Source organism: Planctobacterium marinum, assembly GCF_036322805.1.
In the GTDB taxonomy this organism is placed as follows: domain Bacteria; phylum Pseudomonadota; class Gammaproteobacteria; order Enterobacterales; family Alteromonadaceae; genus Planctobacterium; species Planctobacterium marinum_A.
Map to the genome: position 1 here is coordinate 1587611 of NZ_AP027272.1, position 22833 is coordinate 1610443.

Below are 22833 nucleotides of genomic sequence, written 5' to 3' on the forward strand. Positions count from 1 at the left end.
AATCGCCTCGTCTCTGGCACCGCGCAAGCCTTGGTTAGTACCGGCGTAAACAACTAGTTTATTGAGTTGTTTGGCATCGCTTAGTTTATTTTCAAAGGCCTGTATTTATGAAAGGTTCAAACACAGCGTGAGAGTGTATGATGTACTTGTCATCAGTAACTATATTGCAATGGGATTTCTAATGATATTCTAAACCGGCTATCCGAGGCTGCATAATCGGACAGGTTCAGCGGTCATCACTTAGCTGTCATCTGCTGGTAAAATTTTCCCGTTCGCACTAAAGTTGTTAAAGATGGGGAGATTTGATAACCAGATCCATATGTATGCCTCCGGCTGACTAAATTCCTTATCGGTGACAATAAAAACAACAATCATAGTTTTGAACATTGCCAAAATTGAATGAAAGAACAGCCAACTGACGACAGCATCTCCTTTTCTCCTCTTAAAATAGCGGGGGCTTTGTTTTTAAACAAGCCAGATAATCAGAGCTATATTCCTTCAGCGTGGCTGGCATTATGGTGACATTCGACGCCATCAATATCGTTGGTATTACCGCTTATGCACTGTTAGCCGCATTGTTTTTATGGGTGGTACGCCTTTCTAAATCACAGATGCAGGCCAGGTATTGGTTTTTTGCCAGCGTACTTATTCTTTTGGCGCGCATTGATCTGTATATCTTTTCCGATTGGCTGCCATCAAGCGTTGTGCAAACAGTGTATGGTGTCCTGCTGGTAGCTGAAAAGTTCTTTTTAATTTTGGGGTTATTCTATTTGTTCACCGGTACGGCTAAACCCGGCGTTGTGCGCAATTTGAAAATTTTCTGTATCGTTACTGTAACAGGCATTGTGCTGCTTAATTCGGTGTTGGCTAGTCCCACCGCATATGCAGCCTGGTTTGGCCTGAGTCAGGCACTGTGTTTACTGTTCATGAGTCATTATATAAAACAGCACATACCAGAATGGTTTGATACGGCACTTAAGTTTTTACCTTTCTTGTTGTTGCTTTATGCCGTGCATTGGCTGTCGTTTCCCATCGCCATTAATGTTGATTGGTACCTGCCTATTGGCTACCTGGTGGGCAATATTATGAATGCCGTTTTTTATCTATCTCTGGCCTATATGGCGTTACGCCAATTCGAACACCGTTTGATTACGGCAGAACAGTCGGCAAAGTCTTTGGCTGAAGAGGCAACGCAGGCGAGCATGGCCAAAAGCGAGTTTTTAGCCAACATGAGCCATGAGATCAGAACGCCCATGAATGGCATTTTGGGCATGCTGGAGATTCTTGGCCATTCCGATTTAAATGCTGAGCAGAGAAGCAAACTAGATCTGGCCTATAAATCTGGCACCAGTTTGCTGTCTATCATCAACGATATTTTGGACTTTTCCAAAATTGAAGCGGGTAAACTGCAAATCGAAAAAGTGGATTGCAGCCTCAATCAGTTGCTGGAAGAGGTAGCCGGTTTCATGTCTGGCCTGGCACAAGAGAAAGGCCTGGAGTTTTTGGTGGATTCTACCGAGATTCAAGTCAACGATGTGGTTTCTGATCCCACCCGATTACGTCAAATCCTCATTAACCTGGTGGGCAACGCCATCAAGTTCACAACGCAAGGCGAAGTGCTGGTTTCTGCCTCTACCGAATCCAGGGATGGACAGTTGTTTTTCAATTGCAGCATCAAAGATACGGGCATCGGCATTGAGCCTTCGAAGTTACAAGATATGTTCACCTCGTTTCAACAAGCCGATACCTCCACTACACGCACCTACGGGGGCACGGGGTTGGGCCTGTCCATCTCTAAAAACTTGTGTGAATTATTAAGTGGCAGCATCGGTGTTAGCAGTACACCCGGTGAGGGAAGCTGCTTTAGCATCGTTATTCCGGTGGCACAGCCATCTCAAAACGTCAGTGAACATACTGTTTTAGCTGACATATCGCAGTTACAAGGAAAACACATTTTGGTGGTGGATGATAACGCCACCAATCGCGAAATTTTGTTGCACCAGCTCAACCTTTGGGGGCTGAATGTATTATTGGCAGATTCAGCCAAGGCTGCCATGCAAGTGCTGCAACAGCACAAACAAGCGCTGGAACTGGCGATTTTAGATATGCAAATGCCACAGATTAATGGTGAGCAATTGGGCAAAGCCATTAAGGCACGTGAGGATTTGCGTCACATTAAATTACTGATGTTGTCATCAAATTCTGATCCCGAGCTGGCAAAAAGGACGGTGAGCGGTGACTTTGAACGCTTCCTGACCAAGCCAGCTTTATCACCCGTGCTGCAAAAAGCTTTGCTGGATATGCTAACGCCGACAACAATGCCAGATACATCATTGCACCAAGAAACTGCTCTGCCGCGCAACTGGCAAAGCAATAAGCTGTTACTGGTGGAAGATAACGAGATAAACCAAACCATCGCAACCGAGCAACTCAAAGAGTTGCACTTATCTTGTGATACCGCACTCAATGGAGCTGAAGCGTTGGACATGTTGTTGGCAATGGCTGAAACACCTTACACCCATATTCTGATGGATTGCCAGATGCCAGTTATGGACGGTTATGAGGCAACCAAACGGATCCGTGCTGGCGAGGCAGGAGAGGAGTATCGGGAAATTCCCATTATTGCTATGACTGCGCACGCTATGGATGGCGATAAAGACAAGTGCTTTGCTGTGGGGATGAACGATTACATCAGCAAACCTTTTAACCAGGAAACCCTACACAAGGCGCTTTCCCGGTGGCTGACGTGATGCTGTGAGTAACAGGTTTAGAGTAAATTGCTCGCTGAACTCCAACAAGTATTAAAGTCTCAATGCTGCTAGTTCTGGTTGAGCTACTATATTAATACCTAAATTAAACGTTTGAATTAACCTATGTGTATAGCAAATAAACTACCCATGTTGCTGACTTTCTTGTTCTTTATTGTTAACACCAGCGCAATTGCTGAAGAAGAAAAAGCGGCTGAGTTGTATCAAGAATGTGGGGAATTTTTAAAATCTGATGAGGACAGTAGTAAAGATACTGTGGCGGCTAATGCATGTCATAATTATCTCGGCGGAATGCTGGCCGTTGGCACTTATTATCAATTGTTTCATAAGGTTAACAAAGGGTTTTGTTTACCCAAAAGCACAACAAAGAGAGAGTTAGCTACGGCAATCATTGACTATATTGACCAAAATCATCCACTCAATATTAAATTGATGAAACGAGCGATTGCGGTAAGAGCATTGGAGAAGTCGTTTCCCTGTTCTGGGGAATAAATTGAGGTGTTTTGTCATTGGGGGGCGGAAGCTTCCCCATAACGACTTTCAGCGAGGGAAAGCGCCTCATTTATGAGGGCCTTTAGTTTCCCCATTGGCCACAAAGCTTTTAGCTTGAGGTTGTCGAACCTGAATATCAATACACGGTCTTGGTAAAAAAAGAGCCTCCAATCCCCAAGTGATATTGAAGTTTTGTCGAATTTTTTCTGATGACATCGAAGCAGTAGTATATTGCCATCCCAACTATCAAAGCGATGCTCTGGTCTAATATCGGGCAGTTCGCCCTTGAAATCGAATGTCGCGTGAACTTCCAATAGGCAAATTTGCTGATGTTTCTCGTGACGAGTTAATACTGACTCAAGATGAATTGATTCAAAATACCTCGATGCTTTTAGCCATTCTGGATTAAAGTCTTGCGAGATCATCTCACCTAACTTTTTTTGTGCGTATTGGTTAAATTCCTCTAGTGATTGCGCTTCGAAGGGGATATTTTCAATGGTCAAAACCTGAAAATTATGGTGTTTTGCGAACACAGAAAGCTGTTTTCCACGGTTCAGTTTATACTTGTAGGCAAGAAATAAAAAAAACGCTATCACAAGTGGAACAAGCAAATAGGGGTATTGCTCATTTGTCATCAGTACCATAGTCTCAAAGTATTATGTATAACTTAAAACTAGTCGCTGGGAGCAGAACTATCAAAACCGAATTGATTACGGGTATATTCAGCGCAGTATTAATGGCTGGTTTCTTCGCATTCATTGCAATCGGCGTTTCTGCCTATATCGAATTACACAATCCAGATTGCATGCTTTGTTCTTATCGTTGGCCAATTGGTGTGGCAATACTCCTTGGTGCTTGGGTGGGATTCAAAAACAATCAGCGATACCACAGAAAGCGTAATAAGCGGTAAATACTGCACTTCAGTTAGACATTGAATTCTGAATAAACACTCACTCCTGCAAGAGGGAAACTATAACCCTCGTTACTTATTTTGCTGCAAGTTGCCGTTGCCAGTCCTGTACACGCTTTTCCACTTGGATAAGTTGATGTTGTCTCGTTTTAGTAAGGGCCTCGTTCAGGAACGCTTGCGCTTTTCGCTCAAGTCCTTGCTCATCCGCCAGTATCGACAAATTCAACAAACCGTTGCTTTCACCGTAGGGGCAATGAAGCACCTGATGATAACTTATGGCTTGCTGAAAAAACTGCTCAGCTCTTTGATATTGCCCCAGATGTTGGGCAACCTTGCCGCGAGTTTCTGCGATGTAACCCAGGTATAGCCATTCGTTTAAATCTGTCGCCAGGATTTCAGTTTTATCCAGTAGTGTTTCTGCAGAGGAGATGTTCATCTTTTGTATTTCATTGACAGCTGCAAAAAAGCTGATGCGGACCTGCTCTCGATTAGGTTTATCTAGGGCCTTGAGTTGCTTGAAAGCATCTTGCAGCAATTCACCTGCGCGTTCTATCTCGCCTTGTTGCATCAACTTCTCTATCAGAAGACGTTTGGCCGTGAGGTTAGACTTTTCCTTGGCAACCACGGCTTCCAGGAGTTTAATCGTACTCTCGATATCGTTGTTTTCCTGAGCCAACAGGGCGTTGGCGATTATCTCATTGGAGAATCCTGACCCATAATCAGCGGGCAAGGGATTGATATTCAAACCACTTTGATGCGCGATGATGTTCGCGAGTTTTTCTAGTGCAGCAGGAATTGACTTGGCGAACACCACCCCCTTTTTAATGCTGGTTTGGCGAAACAGGGTATAGAGCAACTTATAGTCTTGCGGCACACCCATAAGTGTGGTTTCCACTATAAGGCTGGCACCAGATACGGTAAATATGTTGGCAATATCATCAGAACTATAACCTTGCAGTGGCGTATTGGCGCGCTCCATGATTTCCAGCACGTAATCTGTATGTAGAACGCCAGTATGCTCACCCGAGGCCAGTTGCTGAATGAGTTGGTCCATTGCGCCAAGTTTTACCCAGTGATGATCGGCATCTTTGATGTTGTCATTCACAGGCAATATCACCAATGATCCCGAGAGTTTTTGCTGGGGTAGTTGGGTCACCCAAATCAGAGCAAAAATCAGCGCTAAACAGAGTCCACTTAGTGACAGCACCAGCGCCTTTTTACCCGTGCTAGATGTATCGCTTTGTGATTTTGTACCAGATGAGGCTTCTAGCTCCTGCACATCGTGAATCCAGGTGTAACCTTGTTTCGGTACGGTTTTAATCACTTCCGCAGGCTCAAATACTTGTCGTATTTCCTTTATGGATTGGAATACCACATGTTCACCCACCACAACGTCTGACCATACCTGAGCCATGATGTCTTGCTTGCTGAAATTTTGTTTTGGCCGGGAAAGTAAAAGAAGCAACAACTGGAAGGTGCGTGGACGGATCTTACACTCCTGTCCTTCTGAGTCTGTCACCGTGCCAGCAACAGGATCTATCCGATAATCGGCAGTTAAAAAAATCTGGCTCACCAAATATTAATTCTTGTCGTTTTGAAACCGGGGTTAGTGTAACCCAATCGTCTTAGTTTACCTTCTATAAAATTCTATCAATCATTTTTAAATCAAAGAAAAAGCTATTAATAACAATTGGATAAGTAAGTTTTTAAATTTATAGATTTTTATTGTGTCAGTCTCCAATGCTTTGCTTCAGGCTGGTAAAAAATAACTGTAGCAGAGAGTAACTATGCAACTAATCAATCGACTTTCAATGTCCTATCCCGTTTTTTTATCTTTAATTCTGGTATTAGCATTCGTGTTGTCAGCGCAGCTCGGCGCGCTATTGCTATCCAATTTTATGGCAGAAACTTCAGCCAGTAATATCAGTATTTTTACCCGCTTTGCCGCTGCCAGTTTAATGGTTGTTTTACTGGGGCGCCTGGGGGGATTGCGGACGTCAGGTGTCAGTAACCCGATGCGCGACTGGCACAAGCACTGGTTCGTTGTTTCATTAACGATGTTGGTGGTGATGGCTTTAAACTTTTCAATCGTGCGCTGGTCGGAATTGTCGATAGCATTTGCTCAAATACCCATGTGGGCTCTGGATCATCTCGCAGCAGGAGTATTTGAAGAAATCATGATGCGTGCCTTGGTGTTTTTTATCCTCGCCAGAGCCTGGGCAAATAAAAGTAATGGCTTAGTTAAAGCGGCGATTGCGCAAGCGGTCATCTTTGGGGCATTACACTTATTAAACCTGCTCAATGGCTGGAGTATGGCGGTAGTTATGCAAGTGCTTTACGCCACCTTTCTGGGCATTTCCTTTGCAGGTATCGTCGCGTTTAGTCGCACTGTTTGGCCCGCGGTGTTATTGCACGCCATGATCAATGCTTCGGGAAGTCTGAACCGCGCTTTTATCGTTGATTATGCGGAAGAGCCGGTATCAATCACACTATATCTCGTCTTTACGTCGGTGATTTTCATTGCCACCACAGTCCCGGCTTTGCTATTGCTTAAACGCGCCGCTGACAAAGAGACTTTTGGTGTAAAAAGCAGCCTCAACTCCTTGTCTTATAGCTGATACGCGTGGTAACAATAGAGAGAAAGTGGCTATATTGGGGCGAGTAAGTGAGTAATAAAACAGTACGTTGGGGTTTGCTGGGGGCGGGGCGCATAACAAATACCTTTGCTAAGGACATGCCGCTGGTAAACAACTCCGTGATTTCGGCGGTAGCTGCGAGGTCTTTGAACAATGCCCAAGCCTTTGCTGAAAAATACGCTATTGAAAAGGCATACGAAGGTTACGATGCGCTGTATGCCGACCCTGATATTGATGTTATCTATATCTCCACGCCCCATACCTTACACTATGAACAAACCCGCAAAGCGCTGCTTGCGGGTAAACACGTACTGTGTGAAAAACCTTTTGTGGTATCCCCTGAGCAGGGCGAAGAGTTGACTCAATTGGCTAAACAAAAAGGATTGTTTTTGATGGAAGCCATGTGGACCTGGTTTTTGCCAGCCATACAAAAAGCACAGCAGTGGGTGAGGGAAGGGCGCATTGGTGAGCTCAAGGAGATTCAAGCCGATTTTGGTTTTCCCATTGAATATGGACCAGAAAAACGTGAGTGGAATGTTGAGCTTGCGGGTGGATGTACCTTTGATATGGGGATTTATCCGGTGGCGTTGAATCGATTGTTTAACCACGATGAGCCACTCAATTGGCAGATAACCGGGAAACGGGCTGAAAATGGCGCAGATAAAACTATCAAAGCCATATTGGATTACGGTGACAGGCTCAGTATTTTAGGTTCTAGCTTCGAATACAAATTACCCAATTACGCGTTTATTTTGGGAACTGAGGGATATGTAGCAATACCTGATTTCTGGTGCGCATCTAGCGCAAAGCTGTTTAACGGTGATGAATGCATTGAGACCTTTGTTGATGAGCGCAAAGGTACTGGGTTTGAATTTCAAATTCAGCACACCGTGGATAGTATCCTCGCTGAATGTTCTGAGTCTCAGGTGGTATCACATGAGGATTCGTTAGCTTTTCAAAGAGACATTCAGCGTATTCTGACTGCCTTTTAATCCAGAGTGAGTCTGTGAACTACATTTTTAGTGGCGTTTCGATAGCAATTTGCACTACACTGAATTTGAACCCTACAAAAGCCAATGAGAGTGTGAATGAATCAAATAACGCCTGAAATGAAAGACGAACTGGAGTTGTTGCTCAAATTTCCAAATCAGAGCCTGGATCAGGGACTCAAAATTCATCATGATGCCGACCCGGCTATGGTGGATGCAGCGAGCCGCTTGTTTCAAAAAGGCATTATTACTCAAGCCGATGGCGGTTATCTCACTCACCTTGGGCATGATTTACAAGAACATGCCACCACGCTTATTACTGCGCTAAAAGGTCATTAATCTTATCACCAGTTGCACGCCATACTTTGGCGCGCAACTGATTCTGTCTTTCACATCCGTTTCACAGACTGCTTGTTAATGTTGCTGCTATCTTCACCATGGAGTAGCCATTATGTCTGTTGCAAAAATCCTGTCTAATCGCATTGAATTGAGCAATGTCAGTCAATCGTTTTTGAGTAACGATAAAAAAATCACCCTATTTAGCGATGTGAATTTGAGTATCCAGCAAGGGCACTCATACGCTATCACGGGTCCATCGGGCTCGGGTAAATCCAGTTTGTTGACCTTAATGTCAGGATTGTGTGAGCCCACAACAGGCAATTGTCAGTATCAGGACGCAAATGGCACCATTCCATTGCCTCAAATCCGTGACAAAATCGGCTTTATTTTTCAACAGTTCCATTTGTTACCTGAACTAAATGCCCTAAATAATGTCGCCTTACCCTTGAAACTGCGGGGCCATAAAGGCGCCTTAGACAAAGCCCGCTATTGGTTAGAAAAAGTAGGTCTGGAAGATCGGATGCAGCATAAACCCTCACAGCTGAGCGGCGGTGAACAGCAGAGAGTCGCCATTGCCAGAGCGCTGGTATTCAATCCAGAGTTTATTTTTGCCGATGAACCCACCGGCAACTTAGATCCCGGATCTGCCGCTGAAATCAGTCAGTTGTTATTATCAAGCTGCAGTGAAAACGGCGCCGGTTTGGTGATCGTTACCCACAGCGAAAGATTAGCGACGCAGGCTGAATTCAGCCTCAGCTTACCTGTTAAACCTTTTGAGTGGCATTCATCTGAGGTTGAAAAAAGTCACGGGAAGGAGAATCAAAACAAGGAAAACCATAACAAGGGAAGCCAGCAAGGGGAGAGACACTATGCTTAGTCAGGTAGTCAGCCTCGCATGGCAGGTTTATCGCGAAGAAAAGCGTCAAAACCAGCAACGATTTATGCGCTTGATTCAGGTGTTGCTGATGACACTAATCGTCACTTTGAGTCTGGTGAGTAACTCCATTCAGGGTTTTCTTACAGACAATCTCAACAACCTGTTAGGCGCTGACTTAGTGTTGCAGGAAAGGCGAGAATTAAATTCTGATGAGTTACAAAGTCTGAGGGCAATGTCACAACAGATTGTATTAACCAGGAGCTTGTCTACTACGCTGACCAATAACAATCAGTGGCAAAGTGTTAAGCTGAAAACCGCAGCCCAGGGGTATCCACTGCAAGGTGAGCTGTTGCTGGCTGATGATTTAAAATCAAAAGCTTATGCTCATAGTGGTGTCCCGAAACAGGGCGAAATCTGGCTGGATTCCCGCTTATTGGCAGGACTATCTGCCCAAATTGGTGACAGGATTAGCATTGCCAACAAAGTACTGCAGGTAACTCGCGTACTGGTTCACGAACCCGACAGGTTAATGGAAGGGCATAATGTGCAGATGCGGGCCATGGTTAACCCCATGGATTTTAATGTCATGGGCTTTGCTGTTGATATTATTGAACACCGCTATCTGGTGGCGGCTGATAAATCCCAGATAGACGCCATTATAAATTGGCAAAAATCAGTTATACCAGCTGCCGGTGTGCACCATAAGCAGGGGGCGCATCCGCTGGCGCTGTTCTGGAAACGCACGGAAAACTTTATTGGCCTTGCCTCCATTATTTTGTTTTTCATGGCAGCTATTGCCATGCAACAGCTAACCCGTGTCCAGATGCGTAAGGAGCTGTTTTTCACTGCGGTATGCCAAAGTTTTGGAGCAAACCGCGCTATGTCTTTGGGGATATCGATGTTGAAGTGGAGCTTGCAATGCCTTTCGATTTTTCCGCTGGTGCTATTGCTGTCTACCTTGTGTCACTGGCTGGCTATTAACCTGTTAAGCGAGACGTTTCCTCAATTGCAATGGCAGCTAAATATCATGTTGTCGTTCACCAGCCTTATTGCGGTGACGGCAGTATTCTTGGTGTTTCAGTTGCCCGTCTGGTTAGCCTTGAAACAATCCGCCATTATGAACCTGATCCACAACAAAACTAAAAAGTTACATCAAGGCACTATGTGGCTTTGCGCGCTGTTGATTCTGTCTGCTGTGGCAATTTATTATTCCGACAATATGCTCTTAACCTTCATGGTGCTGGGTAGCATGGCGGTGAGTATTGCGCTGATTTTAGCGCTAAGCTGGTTATTGCTTACCTCGGGTGAAGCTGTGACCCGTAACTTCTCTGGTTTGATGCCGTTCGCCCTTTACATGATGAAACAGCGCCTGCTGAGTAAATGTACCCAGATATTAGGTGTTGGTTTGTGCGCGTTTTTGTTGTTATTTACCTTGATGTTATTGCGTGATTTCGGCAGCAGTTTGTCATCTTACCAACGCCAGCATGATGGCAACTTGTTAGTGTCGCAAGCGAGCGAAGCGCAGATGCAGGACGTGTTAAAGTGGACGCAAGAACAAGGTATTCAGGTTCGACAAAACAAGCCTTACCTGCATGCCAAACTTATTGAAATCAATGGCCTGGATCTGGACGAGTTTACTCAAACCCCTAGTGAAAGCCTGGCGGTATTAAAACAATCTATCCGTTTGCATTGGACACAGTCGATACCCGAGAACAATCGAATTGTGGCAGGGCAGTGGTGGTCAGCCGACAGCACTGACTGGCAACAGGTTTCGGTAGAAGATGAAGTCCTCACCGACTTAGGTTTAAATATTGGTGATCGTTTGCGTTTAGTCGTCGCTGACAACGCTTATGATTTTACCATAGTGGCCAGTCACGCTTTCAAACCCGGAGCCGGCTCCATTACTTTTTGGGTGCAGATGCCACAGAGTGCCATGGCTCATATTGCGGCACCGCAATACCACATGGCCAGCCTGGAGCTGCAGGAGGCGCAGTTCGAACAGTTATCTGCTCTGTGGCAATTGCACCCTTCGCTGCGCATGGTTTCTCTACAGGAATTGACTGAACGTTTTGACTCAATTCTGAAAATGGTGACACAAGTGGTGGCTACCTTCGCCTCGCTGATATTGCTGCTGTCTGCCATTGTTATTTTGGCCACTATTCATGCACTGGAGGCGGACGAGCGCAAGAAAAATGGGGTGATACAGAGCTTTGGTTTTGCCCGCAATACTTGTTTAAAACTGACATTAATTGAGTGGATAGTGACGGGCAGTATTGCGGCTTGCGGGGCAATACTGGGCACCTGGCTTGCGGGAAGCTTGATTTATCAGTCGCAGTTCTCTATGCCCTGGCAGCCAGATATAAGTTGGTTGCTGTTAACGCTTATGGCCATGGTTGCTTTTGTAGTGAGCCTTGGGCTGATGGCCAGTAAACGCAGTTTGTCCAGTTCTGTCAGGGAGTTAATGTTGGATTAAAGCGCAGAAACATGTTTTCGCACCGCTTGTTTGAAAGGTGATACGGAAATCACCGAATACAATGTTGTACACTTTTTTACAGATAGAGCCATTGGATTTTATTATCACATTTGGTGTAATTAATTAACCTTAAGTGTAAAGCCATCCCAACAAAAAAGCCAAAAGGGAATTTAATCAATGCGCTCTATATTTCAATTTTGCAATGCACAGCAATATCTTCCTGGAACCCACCTGAAGGGGACTCTTTCACTTTTATGCGCAGTACTTATGCTCAGTGCTTGTGGTAGTGACAAAAGCGTTACTTCTGAGCCCACACCTGTAGATCCGACTCCGGTTGATCCAACACCTGAGTTTACTCACATAGGGTTAAACGAGCACGTTATAAAAAGACTGGTTTTACACAATGACGAGTTGATTGCGGCTACTGATCAGGGCATATATCGTTTGGATGAACAGGAACAATGGCAATTGTTGATGATCTTCATTTTATTCTGAGCTATCAAAGCCGGGGTGCTAACCATATCAGTGAGAGTATTGATGGCGGAGCCTCTTGGCTTGAGGTACCGGGAGGCTTTAGCCAGTACAACGAAGCGCCAAAAGGTGAGAGTGTTGAGCCGGCATTCAGATTGCTTTACCAAGGGGAGAAATTCTACGGAAGTGGCCATGATGCTTTGGCGGTGTCGGATGATTTAGGACGGACATGGCAAAAATTAGTGGGTAGTTGAAATGGTTTTGCCCGGGGCACGTCATTACTGGCAAGAAATACAACCGATGAGTTCGTTTGGTACGGCGGCTAGAGGGCATTCGAAAATCCGGTGTTAAGACGTTACTCAGAGACCGAACTGTCACTGTTTGAAGTATCCAATATTGACGATGTACTACCTGTACCCAGCAGTGTTTATGGCTTTGCGTATTCTGACCTATTCCAGAACAGAGTTTATGTGAAAGGCGAAGGTGGTATCGTCTACAGTGACGATGCTGGAGAAAACTGGCATCCCTTGCATGTTAACGATAACTATCGATTTTATTTTGATTTCGCGCTGTTTTCTGAGGACGAGGAAACCTTTTACACCGCGGGCTGGGATAAGAATTATGAAAGTCCACAGCCGTTGATAGTGGAAGTCAGTCGAGATTCAGGGCAGACATGGCAGTCTTTTCAGTATGACGATGCCGAGCTTTTAGGTGGGGTATATAGTTTAACAGAGCACCGCTCTCAGTCTGTGGATACACTTTATCTGGGGCTGTATAAAGGTGGGGTTATGAAGGTTGAATTTAATCGTTAGTGAGCGTTCATCGAACGGTTGTTTCACAATTATTAATGCCGGGTGCTTTCAGCATCCGACTGGTTCTTTTTAGGGTGTCACTCGTCGCATTTATCTTCGGTTAATAAGCCGTAATTTTGCTGTTTTCACATCTGTTTCACGCCTTATTAAGTATCTTGCACTCTCAAATTAAAGGAGAGTGGAAATGAGACTACTTAAACACAGTTTTCGATTAATTTTGTGTTGTTTGACGTTGAGTACAACGGCACTAGTCACAGCTGAAGAAAACCAAAAACAGGTTTTGCTGGTGTTGAGTGGCTATGGTCAACATGAAGTGGCTGACCAGGCGGGGCAGGTGACCCAGGAAGAGCGTCCCGGTTACGAGTTTGATGAATTTTCAAAAGCTTACCTGGTGTTTAAAGAAAACGGTATTGCCGTAGATATTGCCAGCCCCAAAGGCGGTGCGGTGCAGGCTGATAAATACGACCCGGAGAAACCTTTTAACGCTCGCGTGCTGGCAGACAAAGCCATTATGGCTAAGCTGGAAAATACCCTATCAACTGCCTCTATTGATGTTGAAAATTACCATGGGGTGTTTGTGGTGGGCGGTAAAGGCGCCATGTTCGATTTACCAAAAGACCAACAATTACAAGCATTTATTGCGGATATCTACGAGCGCCAGGGAGTGGTGGCTGCGGTTTGCCACGGTCCTGCTGCGCTGGTGGATGTGAAGCTCACTGATGGAAGTTACCTGGTAGCAGGTAAAGCGGTGAACGGATTCACCAACCACGAGGAGCAGCTATTTGGCAAAAAATGGCTGCCCGAGTTTGATTTCTTGTTACAAGATAAGTTGACAGAGCGAGGTGGTCGCTTTCAGTCTTCTGATATCATGTTGAGCCATGTCGCTAGCGATACTCGCTTGATCACCGGACAGAATCCGTCTTCGACAGTGGATGTGGCATTAGAAATGGTTAAGGCGCTTGGGGTGAATAAGGTTAATGCATTGTCGTTTCGCGATGACAGAACCATGGCCCAGATCGCGGCATTTTTATCTGGAGAATCAAGTGCATTGAATGCGATGGCAGCGGATAAAGAATATTATCATATTCCCCTTGCTGGTATGTACGGCTACTATTATCTCAATGTTGCACAATCGGATCAGCAGTTACAGCAAGCTCTGGCCCTGATGCAGTTGGCACAGAAAAGTATTAACAATCCAAGGCTGGATATGCAAATAGCAGAAACTCAACATAAACTGGGTGACTACAAAAAAGCGGTTGCCACATTACATGCCATCCTGGCTCAGCACCCTGATTTTGAACCTGCTGAGAAGATGTTGAGCAATTTGACCACCAGTAGTTAATAAGTGAAGGAACCCATGACATCATCCCCGGCCATGCATGTATTGTTAGTGGAAGATCAGCTGTCTATTGCCTCTAATATTGCCGAATATATGGAAGCAAAAGGTTACGTGTTTGATTTTGCAGCAACCGGGGATCAAGGACTGCAGCTGGCTCTGGAAAATTATTATGACGTAATCATACTGGACTTAAACTTGCCTGGCATGGACGGTTTGGATGTTTGTCAGCAAATCAGGAGCAATGCCGAGCGTCACATTCCTGTTTTAATGCTCACCGCACGAGACAGTATTGACGATAAGGTCTCTGGCTTTCACAGTGGCACCGACGATTACCTGACTAAGCCATTTTCTCTGGAGGAGTTGGAGGTACGCTGTCTGGCATTAACACGACGTCATCAACTGCATGTTCAGGATTGCGTGAACCTCGGGCCATTGCAGCTTAATCGCAAACGCAAAACGGTTACCAGGGAGGGCACTCAACTGAATTTGAGTAGTATGGGCTATCGCATCTTAACGATTTTGATGGATGCGTTTCCGCAAGTGGTGAGTCGCACTGAGTTGAGTCATAAACTCTGGGGTGATGAGCCTACCGAATCTGATGCATTGCGCTCCCACATTTATCAGTTGCGCAACGTTCTGGACAAGCCTTTTGATACCCCTTTGTTGAAAACCGTATTTGGTGTTGGCTTTACCTTGGATATCGATGATAAAAAGCAGAGCTGAGATGAAATCTAAAACGCCTAAATACCGCAGTTTAAGTCAGCGCATCGTTGTGCAATTTTGTTTGATGACGGTGGCTTTGTCGCTGTTTTTTGGCATGTTGTCATTCTTGTTTCTCTACGTGGTGGAGGATGGCTTTATTGTAAAAAATATCGCCCGAGAGGCACGCTATCTGGAAGCCGAATATCAGGCTTCAGGTAGTTGGCCTGAGCCCAGAACCAGCACAATGTCTTTGCATCAGTCAAAACAGAGCTTTCCCGATGATATCCGAGACATTGCCTTACAAGAGCCACAGCGCAGCGAGTTTTATGGTGAGCAGGGCAAGCACTACCACGCCTATGAACTTGAAGCTTATCCGGGGGTTTACTTGTTAGCGGAGGTGAGCGCTGAGCTTCAGGTGCGAAAAATTAAAAGTGGCGTGATCATATTTTTGCTTATTAGCACTTTAATTGTGACGCTTGTGGCTTGTTTTATTGCCTGGTTGTTGGCCCGAAAAACCACCAAACCTTTGCAGCAGCTGGTCCGACTTGTGGACGGCGTGGCTCCTGAGCAAATACCCGATAAATTTGCGGCTCGTTTTCCCAATGACGAGGTGGGTTTGTTAGCCAGCACCCTGGAGCACACGCTAGGCCGCATTGGCGAGGCATTACAACGAGAAAAGTGCTTCACTCGCGATGCCAGTCATGAGTTGCGCACACCGCTGGCGGTAATTAAAAACGCGGTTGAATTGTACCGCAGCAAAAATGCGCAAGATGAACACAACAGCGCGATATTAAATCGCATTTACGATGCCGCGACTCAAATGCAAAAAACCGTACAAGCATTGCTGGTTTTGGCAAGAGATGAACACAACACCTCGCCGAAGCAGACGATTAAACTCATGCCCTTGTTGGAAACGGCAATCCTGGATAATCGTTTGTTGTTAGAAGGCAAGAATGTCGAAATTGACCTGAGTGAGAGTTGCGCTGTTGAAGTGTTGGCCACGCCGGAAATGTTAAAGGTGTTGTTGGATAATTTGCTCAGCAATGCCTTCCAATATACAAGTGAAGGAACGGTGCGACTCTGGTGGCAGCAGGGCAGCTTACACATTCAGGACTCTGGGCCGGGAATTGAACTAGAGATATCGGATAAGATCATGGAAGTGGGGGTAAAAGGTACGCAAAGTACCGGCTTTGGTTTTGGCCTCTCTATTGTCAAACGGTTGTGCGAGCATCAAGGGTGGAGCCTGGCGGTAGAAAGCCAGAAAGGCACCACGGTAACCGTGGTGTTCTGCTGATCAGTTGTGGCCCGGTGTCGCCACTTCAGTGCCCTCGACACCACGAGTTATGTTCTTGGCCAATTCTTCCGGCACCTCATAATTACTGTAAGTGGCCTCTGATACTTCATTGATTTCAGTAAAAAATGCCCAAGTTCCTTGCAGTACCATACGATTTTTGGCGGGTAAAACGCTATCTTGGATTTTAATAAAGTGCATTTCCAATAACAGCTTGGTAATGTCGGCACTAAACATCGGAGAGAAGCTGTCCGTATTGCTGATTTCAATACCCTCGATATATTTGTCAATTAAGTCGTAATGCAAAATACCTTGTAGCTTACTGGAAGCCTCTTCACCAAATTGGCTCAGATTGACCTCAAAACTCATTTTTAGCCGATCAGACGATATTGATACTAGCTGTAAGGTTTCCATTTTGATAATTTCTGCCAAACGAAACGAGTAGCTTTGTTCCTGTTTTTGCTTGTCTTTTTTGGCCTTTTTCTTCTGATAACGCTCTTGCTCTCTGGTACTCGGCTTGTCACCGTCGATTTGCAATAAGGCCCAACGTTGTCCTTTTGCCGCGAGGGCATTGTGTTGCTCGATACTGCTGGTTATATCGCCTTCTTCGTCTTCATATTTGCTCAGGGTGTAACTCCAGTTGGTGCGATTGCTTGCACTGAACTGCGTAATGGCTTGCTCAACAGTGCGCTTCAGTACTTCCGGCTTGCTGAAATCCTGGTTCAACTCAGCTGTTTGCTGTAATTCTGAATGTAGTGAATTGTCTTTAAATTCATGGGTATTGGAAAATGCTGCGGTACATTGCACACTGCATGTCAGTACCAGCGCTGCCAGTTTGGTTGGTTTTAAATACATGGAATGCCTCATTGTGTTTTTGAGGCACCAGTTTGCGGTTTATGGCGTGAAATGGTTGTGAAACAGACTTTCCTTTAACCACACTTCAGGGGAGCCTGAACTTCACCTTGTTGTCGGTATTGATTGGGCGTTAAGCCTGTTTGAGTTTTGAAGGCACGGTTGAAAGGACCCACAGAAGCAAAACCACTCTCCAGCCCCACAACTAAAACAGGCCAGTGTTGTTTGTCTGTGGCAAGCAATAATTCTTTGGCGTGCTCCACGCGTAATTGGTTGATATATTGATTGAAATTTTTGTCCGGAAATTTCGCTTTGATGGCTCTACCAATTAAATATTCCGAGACATTGAGTTGCCTGGCCAGATCCGCAACTTTAAGTCCCGATTTTAAGTATTGTTGTTCATCAACTACCAAGGCCTGTAACCGGGCCGCGATTTTATCAAGTACCCGTTGGTTAGCAGAATGCTCGTCTTCTTGATGGTTGGCTTCGCTGGCGGTATTACGAGATTGATGAATCCAATATATCAAACCTTGTGTGGTTAAGATCACCCAGATGCTGACACATGCCACCACTAGCTGGTTGGTTTGAGCACTGAAGTTGGCCGAAGATAGCACCGTTTTGCAAATAACGATTGCGCTAATAATGGTGAAAAGGAATAGAATGCGTTGCCGTTTTTCGGTTTTATTAGCTTGCTGAAAGCCGTTCAAACCTTCCCATATGGTGAGCAGTAAAACACAGGAAGAGAACATCAAGGTTAGCTCCCCTAAGATACCCACTGCAAAAGGTTCTACGACGTTATTAAACTGCCAGATACCATCGACAAACAAATAACCTTGTTTCAGCATGATAAGCAAACCGAGTGCCACGGCGAAAATGATGTGATGAAGGGCCAGTGCCTGTTGTTTTCGGAATAGTGAGCGAGCCAGTAACCAATAAGCGTTGCAGGTAGCACAAGCACCCATGCCCAACAAATAACCATAACTACCAATCGCTCCCACTGACAATTTTTGTGCCGTTGCCATAGCCACAGAGCCACAAAACAGGGCAAATAATAAATGCATTGTTTGTTTTTGCTTAACGGTAGTTTGTGCCAGCAACAAACTTAGAGTGGTGCCTAACAATATTAGCTGAATGATGGTCAGTGAATCCATGGTGCCATAATACCTGTGCTCTGGAGGCGGTATGATAACGGTTGTTTAAATTTCAGGCAAACGACTGTTTGCAACAAATTACGTCTTTTTTGTGCTCCAGATTTTAAAAACGGCGAGAACTCCGTCCCCAAAAAAGCAAAATACCTCCTCTATTTAGAACGAGGGCAAATGAAAATGAATTCAACGCGACAACTATCCGAAACACAGATGCAAACCGCATTTAAAAGCACAAAAAAAGCCAATGCCGCTTTAGATTTGAGTGTAAAAAGTTGGTTTGTTATTGCGCTAACCGGGCAATGGGCTTTTGCTCTTTATATCTTGTTGGTTTATGTGGTTTCGCAATTTGTTGGTATTGAGCTTGGCAATGTTGTCCCGGCCCAGAGTTTTAAAAAGGCAGATGGTGTGGATCTCGCTTTTGCTTTTTTACATGTGATCCCAGCGGCTTATCTGTCAATTTTGGGATGCACCCAACTGATACCTGCGCTACGCAATAACTATCGCGCTTTTCATCGTTGGAACGGTCGGATATTTTTCACCTTGGGAATTTCCGGCGCACTTACCGGTTTGTATCTGCAATGGGGAGCTGGCTTCAGGTTAAGCGATATTGGCTCATTGGGGATTACTTTAAACGGTATTCTGATCCCAGTTGCTATATTTTTTGCCTGGAAACACGCCATTAATAAACGTTTTGATTTACACATGCGTTGGGCCGTGCACAGTTTTTTATTGGTGAATGCGGTGTGGACGTTTCGCCTCTATCTGATGGGCTGGTATATGGTGAATCAAGGACCTAATGGCAATAATTCAACCCTTGATGGTCCTGCTGATATCATGCTGTCTTTTGCGTGTTATTTGTTGCCAATGGCCTTGGCAGAGCTGTATTTCTGGAGTAAAAAACAAAAGCACAGCAAACCTATCTGGTGGGCAACTAGCGTCATGTTTGTTGGTGCACTGATCACCCTGATTGGGGTCGTTTCCGCGGCTTTAATGATGTGGGCACCCAGAATCAACATGGTACTACAAGCCCTTTAAACTGGTTTAATTAGGCATTAAATTGCAGAGTGATTTAATAGCTACACTTGAGGGACTGATTGCCAAATGGGCATCAATACAATTGCGGTTAGCCTGGCGTTGATTATTTCAACCTTTGTAATCTGGCGATTCAATCGCTTCAAAGGGCAACAACAAATGCGCTACTACGCTTGGTTGTTGGCAACATTTCCTCTGTACTACTTCGCGTTTGCGCTGTTTGTACCGGATGGTTCGGTATTGGTAAAAGAGGTGGGGGTGAGCATCCTGTTCTTTCTGCTTGTCGCCCTGGCTTTGAGAGTGAAGCCCACTTTGGCTGCAATGATACTTGCTGTAGGATATTTGCTCCACGCGGGTTACGACCTGTCCCATGATGAGCTTTTCATCAATCCGGGCATGCCACGCTGGTGGCCGCTTTTTTGTGGGGGTGTGGACGGTATCATTGGCCTTTATTTGCTGCACCAGGTTTATCGCACACCGGCCTGCAAAACGTAACAAATTACGACTGTGGCTTTTATGTTCAGGCACAGTTCATTTCAGCCCGAAACATTTTGAAAATATTAACCTTTGCCCTTTGAAACGCGTGCAGTTGACGGCAAGGGGTAATCCTGACAGTCTCTCAAGCTCTAATAAATCCAATAATAACACTTAACGACAACGAGGTTGGAGATGGACAGACGGGAATTTGTAAAAATCGCCGGTGTGGGTACTGGCGCCCTGATGTTACCTGTAATGGGTAATGTGGTGGCCGAAGAGCAACTGCTGGATAAACCGATGGACGTGCAATTTAAAAAGCGTCTTGCCGATATAGCACTGAATGCTGCGAAAGCCAAAGGGGCCAGCTATTGCGATGTGCGCATTGGTCGCTATTTGAATCAGTTTGTGACCACGCGTGAGAAAAACGTAGACAATATCGTCAACACCGAATCAGCGGGTGTGGGAATTCGCGTTATCGTCAACGGCACCTGGGGGTTTGCAGCCAGTTCCAGAATGGATCCCGATTCAGTCGCTAAAACGGCAGAGCAAGCCTGTGCCGTGGCTAAAGCCAATTCGAAATTCCAGGATGAGCCGGTAAAACTGGCACCAGTAAAAGGCGTAGGCGAAGTATCCTGGCAAACTCCCATCAAGAAAAACGCCATCGAAATTCCCATCAAAGACAAAGTTGACTTGTTGTTGTCTGTTAATGATGCCGCTATGGCCAATGGTGCCAACTACATCACCTCCATTTTGTTCCTGGTAAACGAACAAAAATACTTTGCTTCCAGTGATGGCTCTTACATCGATCAGGATGTGCATCGTTTGTGGGCACCGTTTTTTGCCACAGCTGTAGGCGAGGGCGGCTTTAAAACCCGTAACAGCCTGGGCAACCCTGTAGGTATGGGCTTTGAATACCTGGATGGTAAAGCAGAAGATAAAATCCGCGTTCAAGGCGCCAATATTGGTTACAAAAACTCCTACGACATGCTGGAAGATGCCGCCGAGGCGGGTAAACAGCTGAAGGCTAAATTGAAGGCGAAATCCGTTGAGCCAGGTAAATATGACCTGGTATTAGATCCTGCTCACCTGATGTTAACCATCCATGAATCTGTGGGTCACCCATTGGAATTAGATAGGGTCTTAGGCTATGAAGCCAACTTTGCGGGCACCAGTTTTGCCACCCTGGATAAGTGGCGCTCAGGCAAGTTCCAGTACGGCTCTGACATTGTCAACTTGTTTGCTGATAAAACTCAGCCCGGCTCATTAGGTTACGTGGGCTACGACGACGAAGGGGTTAAAACCAAAGAATGGGATCTGGTGAAAGACGGTATTCTGGTTAACTACCAGGCAACTCGTGACCAGGTACACATGATAGATCAAAAAGAATCTCACGGTTGTTGTTATTCCCAAAGCTGGGCTGACGTGCAATTCCAGCGCATGCCCAACGTTTCACTGCGTCCCAACAAAGAAGATATTTCTGCGGAAGACGTTATCAAGGATGTGGAAGATGGTATTTATATCGCAGGGCGTGGTTCGTTCTCCATCGACCAGCAGCGTTACAACTTCCAGTTTGGTGGTCAGCTGTTTTACGAAATCAAAGATGGCAAGATCACTGACCAAATTGAAGATGTTGCTTATCAATCTAACACTCAGGAGTTCTGGAACAGCTGTACGCAAATGGCTGGCGTTTCAGACTATCGCCTGGGTGGTTCTTTCTTCGACGGTAAAGGTCAACCCTCTCAGGTGAGCGCTGTATCCCACGGCTGTCCCACCACCCGTTTCAACAATGTCAACGTTATTAATACGGCGCGTAAAGTGTAAGCACTGGCAACAGGAAAAGAGGAATTTATTAAAATGGCTATTATCAGCGAAAAAGAAGCAAAAGAATTATTGGTCAAAGTACTGTCCTTCTCCAAAGCCGATGAGTGCGAGTGCAACTTGTCTGGCAGTCTGGAAGGTAACATCCGTTATGCCAGAAATACCGTGAGTACCTCCGGTGAAGTCAGTGACGTAACATTGGTAGTACAGTCATCCTTTGGCAAGAAAAGTGGTGTGGCTACCATTAACGAATTTGATGATGCATCGTTAAAAAAGGTGGTTCGTCGTTCTGAAGAACTGGCTAAGCTGGCTCCGGAAAACCCGGAATATATGCCAGTTTTAGAGGCACAGAAATACAAAAAGGTGAATGGTCATTCCGCTACCACGGCGGCCATTACACCGGATAATCGCGCCAGCATGGCTAACGATAGTATTTCTTTGTCTAAAAAAGACAAGCTGGTGGTATCAGGGTTCATTAATGACAGCGAATCTTTCATCGCCATCATGAACAATAAAGGTTTATTTGCTTACGATACCAATACCAACATCGATTTTACGGCGACTCTGCGTACTGAAGACGGTAAAGGTTCTGGCTGGGTAACCCGTGATTTTACTGACTCATCCAGGCTTGATACCAAATCGGCTACCAGCATTGCCATCAAAAAGGCCAAGGGCTCAGTGGATGCCAAAGAAATGGAACCCGGTAAGTACACGGTGATCCTGGAGCCTGCTGCGACCGTGCAGCTGATCACTAATATGTTTAATTCCATGGATCAGCGCAGTGCCGATGAAGGCCGTAGCTTTTTAAGCATTAAACCGCAGGATCGCAAGGAAGGTGGACCGCTCAATAAACTGGGGGAAAAGATGTTTGACGAGCGCGTAACCCTGTACAGTGACCCGCAAAACCCTGAAGTGCCCACCGCTCCATTTGCAGCAGACGGCCATGCTTGTGATAAGACCATGTGGATCGAAAAAGGTGTGGTGAAAAACATGCCTAATTCTCGTTATTGGGCACAGAAAACCGGTACCCAGTACAAACCTACCCATTACACGGGCGGTGGTATTTTTGGTGGCAATACCCAAATCATTATGGAAGGTGGCAATGAGTCACTGGAGGAGATGATCAAAAACACCCGTAAAGGGATTTTAGTAACGCGTTTGTGGTACATCCGCCAGTTAGATCCGCAATCCCTGATGTACACAGGTTTAACCCGTGACGGTACTTTCTATGTGGAGAACGGCGAAATTAAATACCCGGTGAAAAACTTCCGCTTCAACGAAAGCCCCATCATCATGTTGAACAACATCGAAGCCATGGGTAAACCCGTGCGTATCAATGGTGGTTTAATACCGCCTATGAAGATCCGCGACTTTACCTTCAGTAGCTTGTCAGACGCTGTGTAAGAG

General features: G+C 45.5%; 21 protein-coding genes. 17 read left to right on the forward strand and 4 right to left on the reverse strand.

Features of this window, described 5'->3' with window-relative positions; genetic code table 11:
- Nucleotides 1-515 precede the first annotated feature (515 nt).
- On the forward strand, nucleotides 516-2750 hold the full coding sequence (locus tag AABA75_RS07095; RefSeq protein ID WP_338291879.1) for a response regulator: 2235 nt from the start codon (nucleotides 516-518) through the stop codon (nucleotides 2748-2750).
- A 162-nt stretch (nucleotides 2751-2912) separates the two neighbouring features.
- Complete coding sequence (locus AABA75_RS07100; protein WP_338291881.1) at nucleotides 2913-3260, forward strand: Rap1a/Tai family immunity protein; 348 nt, start codon at nucleotides 2913-2915, stop codon at nucleotides 3258-3260.
- A 14-nt stretch (nucleotides 3261-3274) separates the two neighbouring features.
- On the opposite strand, the gene AABA75_RS07105 is transcribed toward AABA75_RS07100, so the two are convergent.
- Nucleotides 3275-3895 (reverse strand): hypothetical protein, encoded by a 621-nt coding sequence (locus AABA75_RS07105; protein ID WP_338291883.1) that lies wholly within the window; start codon nucleotides 3893-3895, stop codon nucleotides 3275-3277.
- 351 nt (nucleotides 3896-4246) lie between these two features.
- Complete coding sequence (locus AABA75_RS07110) at nucleotides 4247-5743, reverse strand: winged helix-turn-helix domain-containing protein (protein WP_338291884.1); 1497 nt, start codon at nucleotides 5741-5743, stop codon at nucleotides 4247-4249.
- A gap of 214 nt (nucleotides 5744-5957) precedes the next feature.
- Here AABA75_RS07110 and AABA75_RS07115 point away from each other — a divergent pair, with 214 nt between their 5' ends.
- From AABA75_RS07115 to AABA75_RS07165, 11 genes are all read left to right on the forward strand, one after another.
- Nucleotides 5958-6788 carry a CPBP family intramembrane glutamic endopeptidase gene (locus tag AABA75_RS07115; protein ID WP_338291885.1) on the forward strand — a complete coding sequence of 277 codons (831 nt, stop codon included), beginning with the start codon at nucleotides 5958-5960 and terminating at the stop codon, nucleotides 6786-6788.
- A gap of 47 nt (nucleotides 6789-6835) precedes the next feature.
- Nucleotides 6836-7798, forward strand: coding sequence for a Gfo/Idh/MocA family protein (locus tag AABA75_RS07120; RefSeq protein ID WP_338291887.1), 963 nt, complete (start codon nucleotides 6836-6838; stop codon nucleotides 7796-7798).
- A 96-nt stretch (nucleotides 7799-7894) separates the two neighbouring features.
- A complete protein-coding gene (locus AABA75_RS07125) occupies nucleotides 7895-8134 on the forward strand; it encodes a TIGR02647 family protein (protein ID WP_338291888.1) in 240 nt (79 codons plus the stop codon).
- Nucleotides 8135-8246: 112 nt separating this feature from the next.
- A complete protein-coding gene (locus AABA75_RS07130; RefSeq protein WP_338291890.1) occupies nucleotides 8247-9011 on the forward strand; it encodes an ABC transporter ATP-binding protein in 765 nt (254 codons plus the stop codon).
- On the forward strand, nucleotides 9004-11484 hold the full coding sequence (locus AABA75_RS07135; RefSeq protein WP_338291891.1) for an ABC transporter permease: 2481 nt from the start codon (nucleotides 9004-9006) through the stop codon (nucleotides 11482-11484). Before AABA75_RS07130 ends, AABA75_RS07135 begins: the two co-directional genes overlap by 8 nt.
- 177 nt (nucleotides 11485-11661) lie before the next feature.
- Nucleotides 11662-11979: a hypothetical protein gene (locus tag AABA75_RS07140; RefSeq protein ID WP_338291892.1), complete on the forward strand. Its 318-nt coding sequence runs from the start codon at nucleotides 11662-11664 to the stop codon at nucleotides 11977-11979.
- Nucleotides 11946-12209, forward strand: coding sequence for a hypothetical protein (locus AABA75_RS07145; RefSeq protein ID WP_338291893.1), 264 nt, complete (start codon nucleotides 11946-11948; stop codon nucleotides 12207-12209). The genes AABA75_RS07140 and AABA75_RS07145 overlap by 34 nt, the downstream gene beginning before the upstream one ends.
- A 90-nt stretch (nucleotides 12210-12299) precedes the next feature.
- Nucleotides 12300-12767, forward strand: a complete 468-nt coding sequence (locus AABA75_RS07150) for a hypothetical protein (protein WP_338291894.1) — start codon at nucleotides 12300-12302, stop codon at nucleotides 12765-12767.
- A gap of 184 nt (nucleotides 12768-12951) precedes the next feature.
- On the forward strand, nucleotides 12952-14109 hold the full coding sequence (locus AABA75_RS07155) for a DJ-1/PfpI family protein (RefSeq protein ID WP_338291895.1): 1158 nt from the start codon (nucleotides 12952-12954) through the stop codon (nucleotides 14107-14109).
- A 15-nt stretch (nucleotides 14110-14124) separates the two neighbouring features.
- Entirely contained in the window at nucleotides 14125-14829 is a 705-nt protein-coding gene (locus AABA75_RS07160; RefSeq protein WP_338291896.1) for a response regulator transcription factor, read from the forward strand.
- Between the two features lies 1 nt (nucleotide 14830).
- On the forward strand, nucleotides 14831-16102 hold the full coding sequence (locus tag AABA75_RS07165; protein ID WP_338291897.1) for a sensor histidine kinase: 1272 nt from the start codon (nucleotides 14831-14833) through the stop codon (nucleotides 16100-16102).
- On the opposite strand, the gene AABA75_RS07170 is transcribed toward AABA75_RS07165, so the two are convergent.
- Nucleotides 16103-16954 carry a hypothetical protein gene (locus AABA75_RS07170; protein WP_338291898.1) on the reverse strand — a complete coding sequence of 284 codons (852 nt, stop codon included), beginning with the start codon at nucleotides 16952-16954 and terminating at the stop codon, nucleotides 16103-16105. It abuts the gene before it with no gap.
- A gap of 74 nt (nucleotides 16955-17028) precedes the next feature.
- Complete coding sequence (locus tag AABA75_RS07175) at nucleotides 17029-18102, reverse strand: helix-turn-helix domain-containing protein (RefSeq protein WP_338291899.1); 1074 nt, start codon at nucleotides 18100-18102, stop codon at nucleotides 17029-17031.
- Nucleotides 18103-18270: 168 nt separating this feature from the next.
- On the opposite strand from AABA75_RS07175, the gene AABA75_RS07180 reads away from it, so the two are divergent.
- The 4 genes from AABA75_RS07180 (at nucleotide 18271) to AABA75_RS07195 (ending at nucleotide 22830) form a co-directional block, all read left to right on the forward strand.
- A complete protein-coding gene (locus AABA75_RS07180) occupies nucleotides 18271-19134 on the forward strand; it encodes a DUF2306 domain-containing protein (protein ID WP_338291901.1) in 864 nt (287 codons plus the stop codon).
- A 66-nt stretch (nucleotides 19135-19200) separates the two neighbouring features.
- Complete coding sequence (locus AABA75_RS07185; protein WP_338291902.1) at nucleotides 19201-19626, forward strand: hypothetical protein; 426 nt, start codon at nucleotides 19201-19203, stop codon at nucleotides 19624-19626.
- A gap of 174 nt (nucleotides 19627-19800) precedes the next feature.
- Nucleotides 19801-21429, forward strand: a complete 1629-nt coding sequence (locus AABA75_RS07190; protein ID WP_338291903.1) for a TldD/PmbA family protein — start codon at nucleotides 19801-19803, stop codon at nucleotides 21427-21429.
- 33 nt (nucleotides 21430-21462) lie between these two features.
- Nucleotides 21463-22830: a TldD/PmbA family protein gene (locus tag AABA75_RS07195; protein WP_338291904.1), complete on the forward strand. Its 1368-nt coding sequence runs from the start codon at nucleotides 21463-21465 to the stop codon at nucleotides 22828-22830.
- Nucleotides 22831-22833: the final 3 nt, after the last annotated feature.

Bases quoted from the DNA above. Each gene is read 5' to 3' on its own strand.
- AABA75_RS07095 (WP_338291879.1), top strand. From the start codon at position 516: ATGGTGACATTCGACGCCATCAATATCGTTGGTATTACCGCTTATGCA.
- AABA75_RS07105 (WP_338291883.1), bottom strand. From the start codon at position 3,895: ATGACAAATGAGCAATACCCCTATTTGCTTGTTCCACTTGTGATAGCG.
- AABA75_RS07115 (WP_338291885.1), top strand. From the start codon at position 5,958: ATGCAACTAATCAATCGACTTTCAATGTCCTATCCCGTTTTTTTATCT.
- AABA75_RS07125 (WP_338291888.1), top strand. From the start codon at position 7,895: ATGAATCAAATAACGCCTGAAATGAAAGACGAACTGGAGTTGTTGCTC.
- AABA75_RS07130 (WP_338291890.1), top strand. From the start codon at position 8,247: ATGTCTGTTGCAAAAATCCTGTCTAATCGCATTGAATTGAGCAATGTC.
- AABA75_RS07135 (WP_338291891.1), top strand. From the start codon at position 9,004: ATGCTTAGTCAGGTAGTCAGCCTCGCATGGCAGGTTTATCGCGAAGAA.
- AABA75_RS07140 (WP_338291892.1), top strand. From the start codon at position 11,662: ATGCGCTCTATATTTCAATTTTGCAATGCACAGCAATATCTTCCTGGA.
- AABA75_RS07145 (WP_338291893.1), top strand. From the start codon at position 11,946: ATGGCAATTGTTGATGATCTTCATTTTATTCTGAGCTATCAAAGCCGG.
- AABA75_RS07155 (WP_338291895.1), top strand. From the start codon at position 12,952: ATGAGACTACTTAAACACAGTTTTCGATTAATTTTGTGTTGTTTGACG.
- AABA75_RS07160 (WP_338291896.1), top strand. From the start codon at position 14,125: ATGACATCATCCCCGGCCATGCATGTATTGTTAGTGGAAGATCAGCTG.
- AABA75_RS07165 (WP_338291897.1), top strand. From the start codon at position 14,831: ATGAAATCTAAAACGCCTAAATACCGCAGTTTAAGTCAGCGCATCGTT.
- AABA75_RS07170 (WP_338291898.1), bottom strand. From the start codon at position 16,954: ATGTATTTAAAACCAACCAAACTGGCAGCGCTGGTACTGACATGCAGT.
- AABA75_RS07175 (WP_338291899.1), bottom strand. From the start codon at position 18,102: ATGGATTCACTGACCATCATTCAGCTAATATTGTTAGGCACCACTCTA.
- AABA75_RS07180 (WP_338291901.1), top strand. From the start codon at position 18,271: ATGAAAATGAATTCAACGCGACAACTATCCGAAACACAGATGCAAACC.
- AABA75_RS07185 (WP_338291902.1), top strand. From the start codon at position 19,201: ATGGGCATCAATACAATTGCGGTTAGCCTGGCGTTGATTATTTCAACC.
- AABA75_RS07190 (WP_338291903.1), top strand. From the start codon at position 19,801: ATGGACAGACGGGAATTTGTAAAAATCGCCGGTGTGGGTACTGGCGCC.
- AABA75_RS07195 (WP_338291904.1), top strand. From the start codon at position 21,463: ATGGCTATTATCAGCGAAAAAGAAGCAAAAGAATTATTGGTCAAAGTA.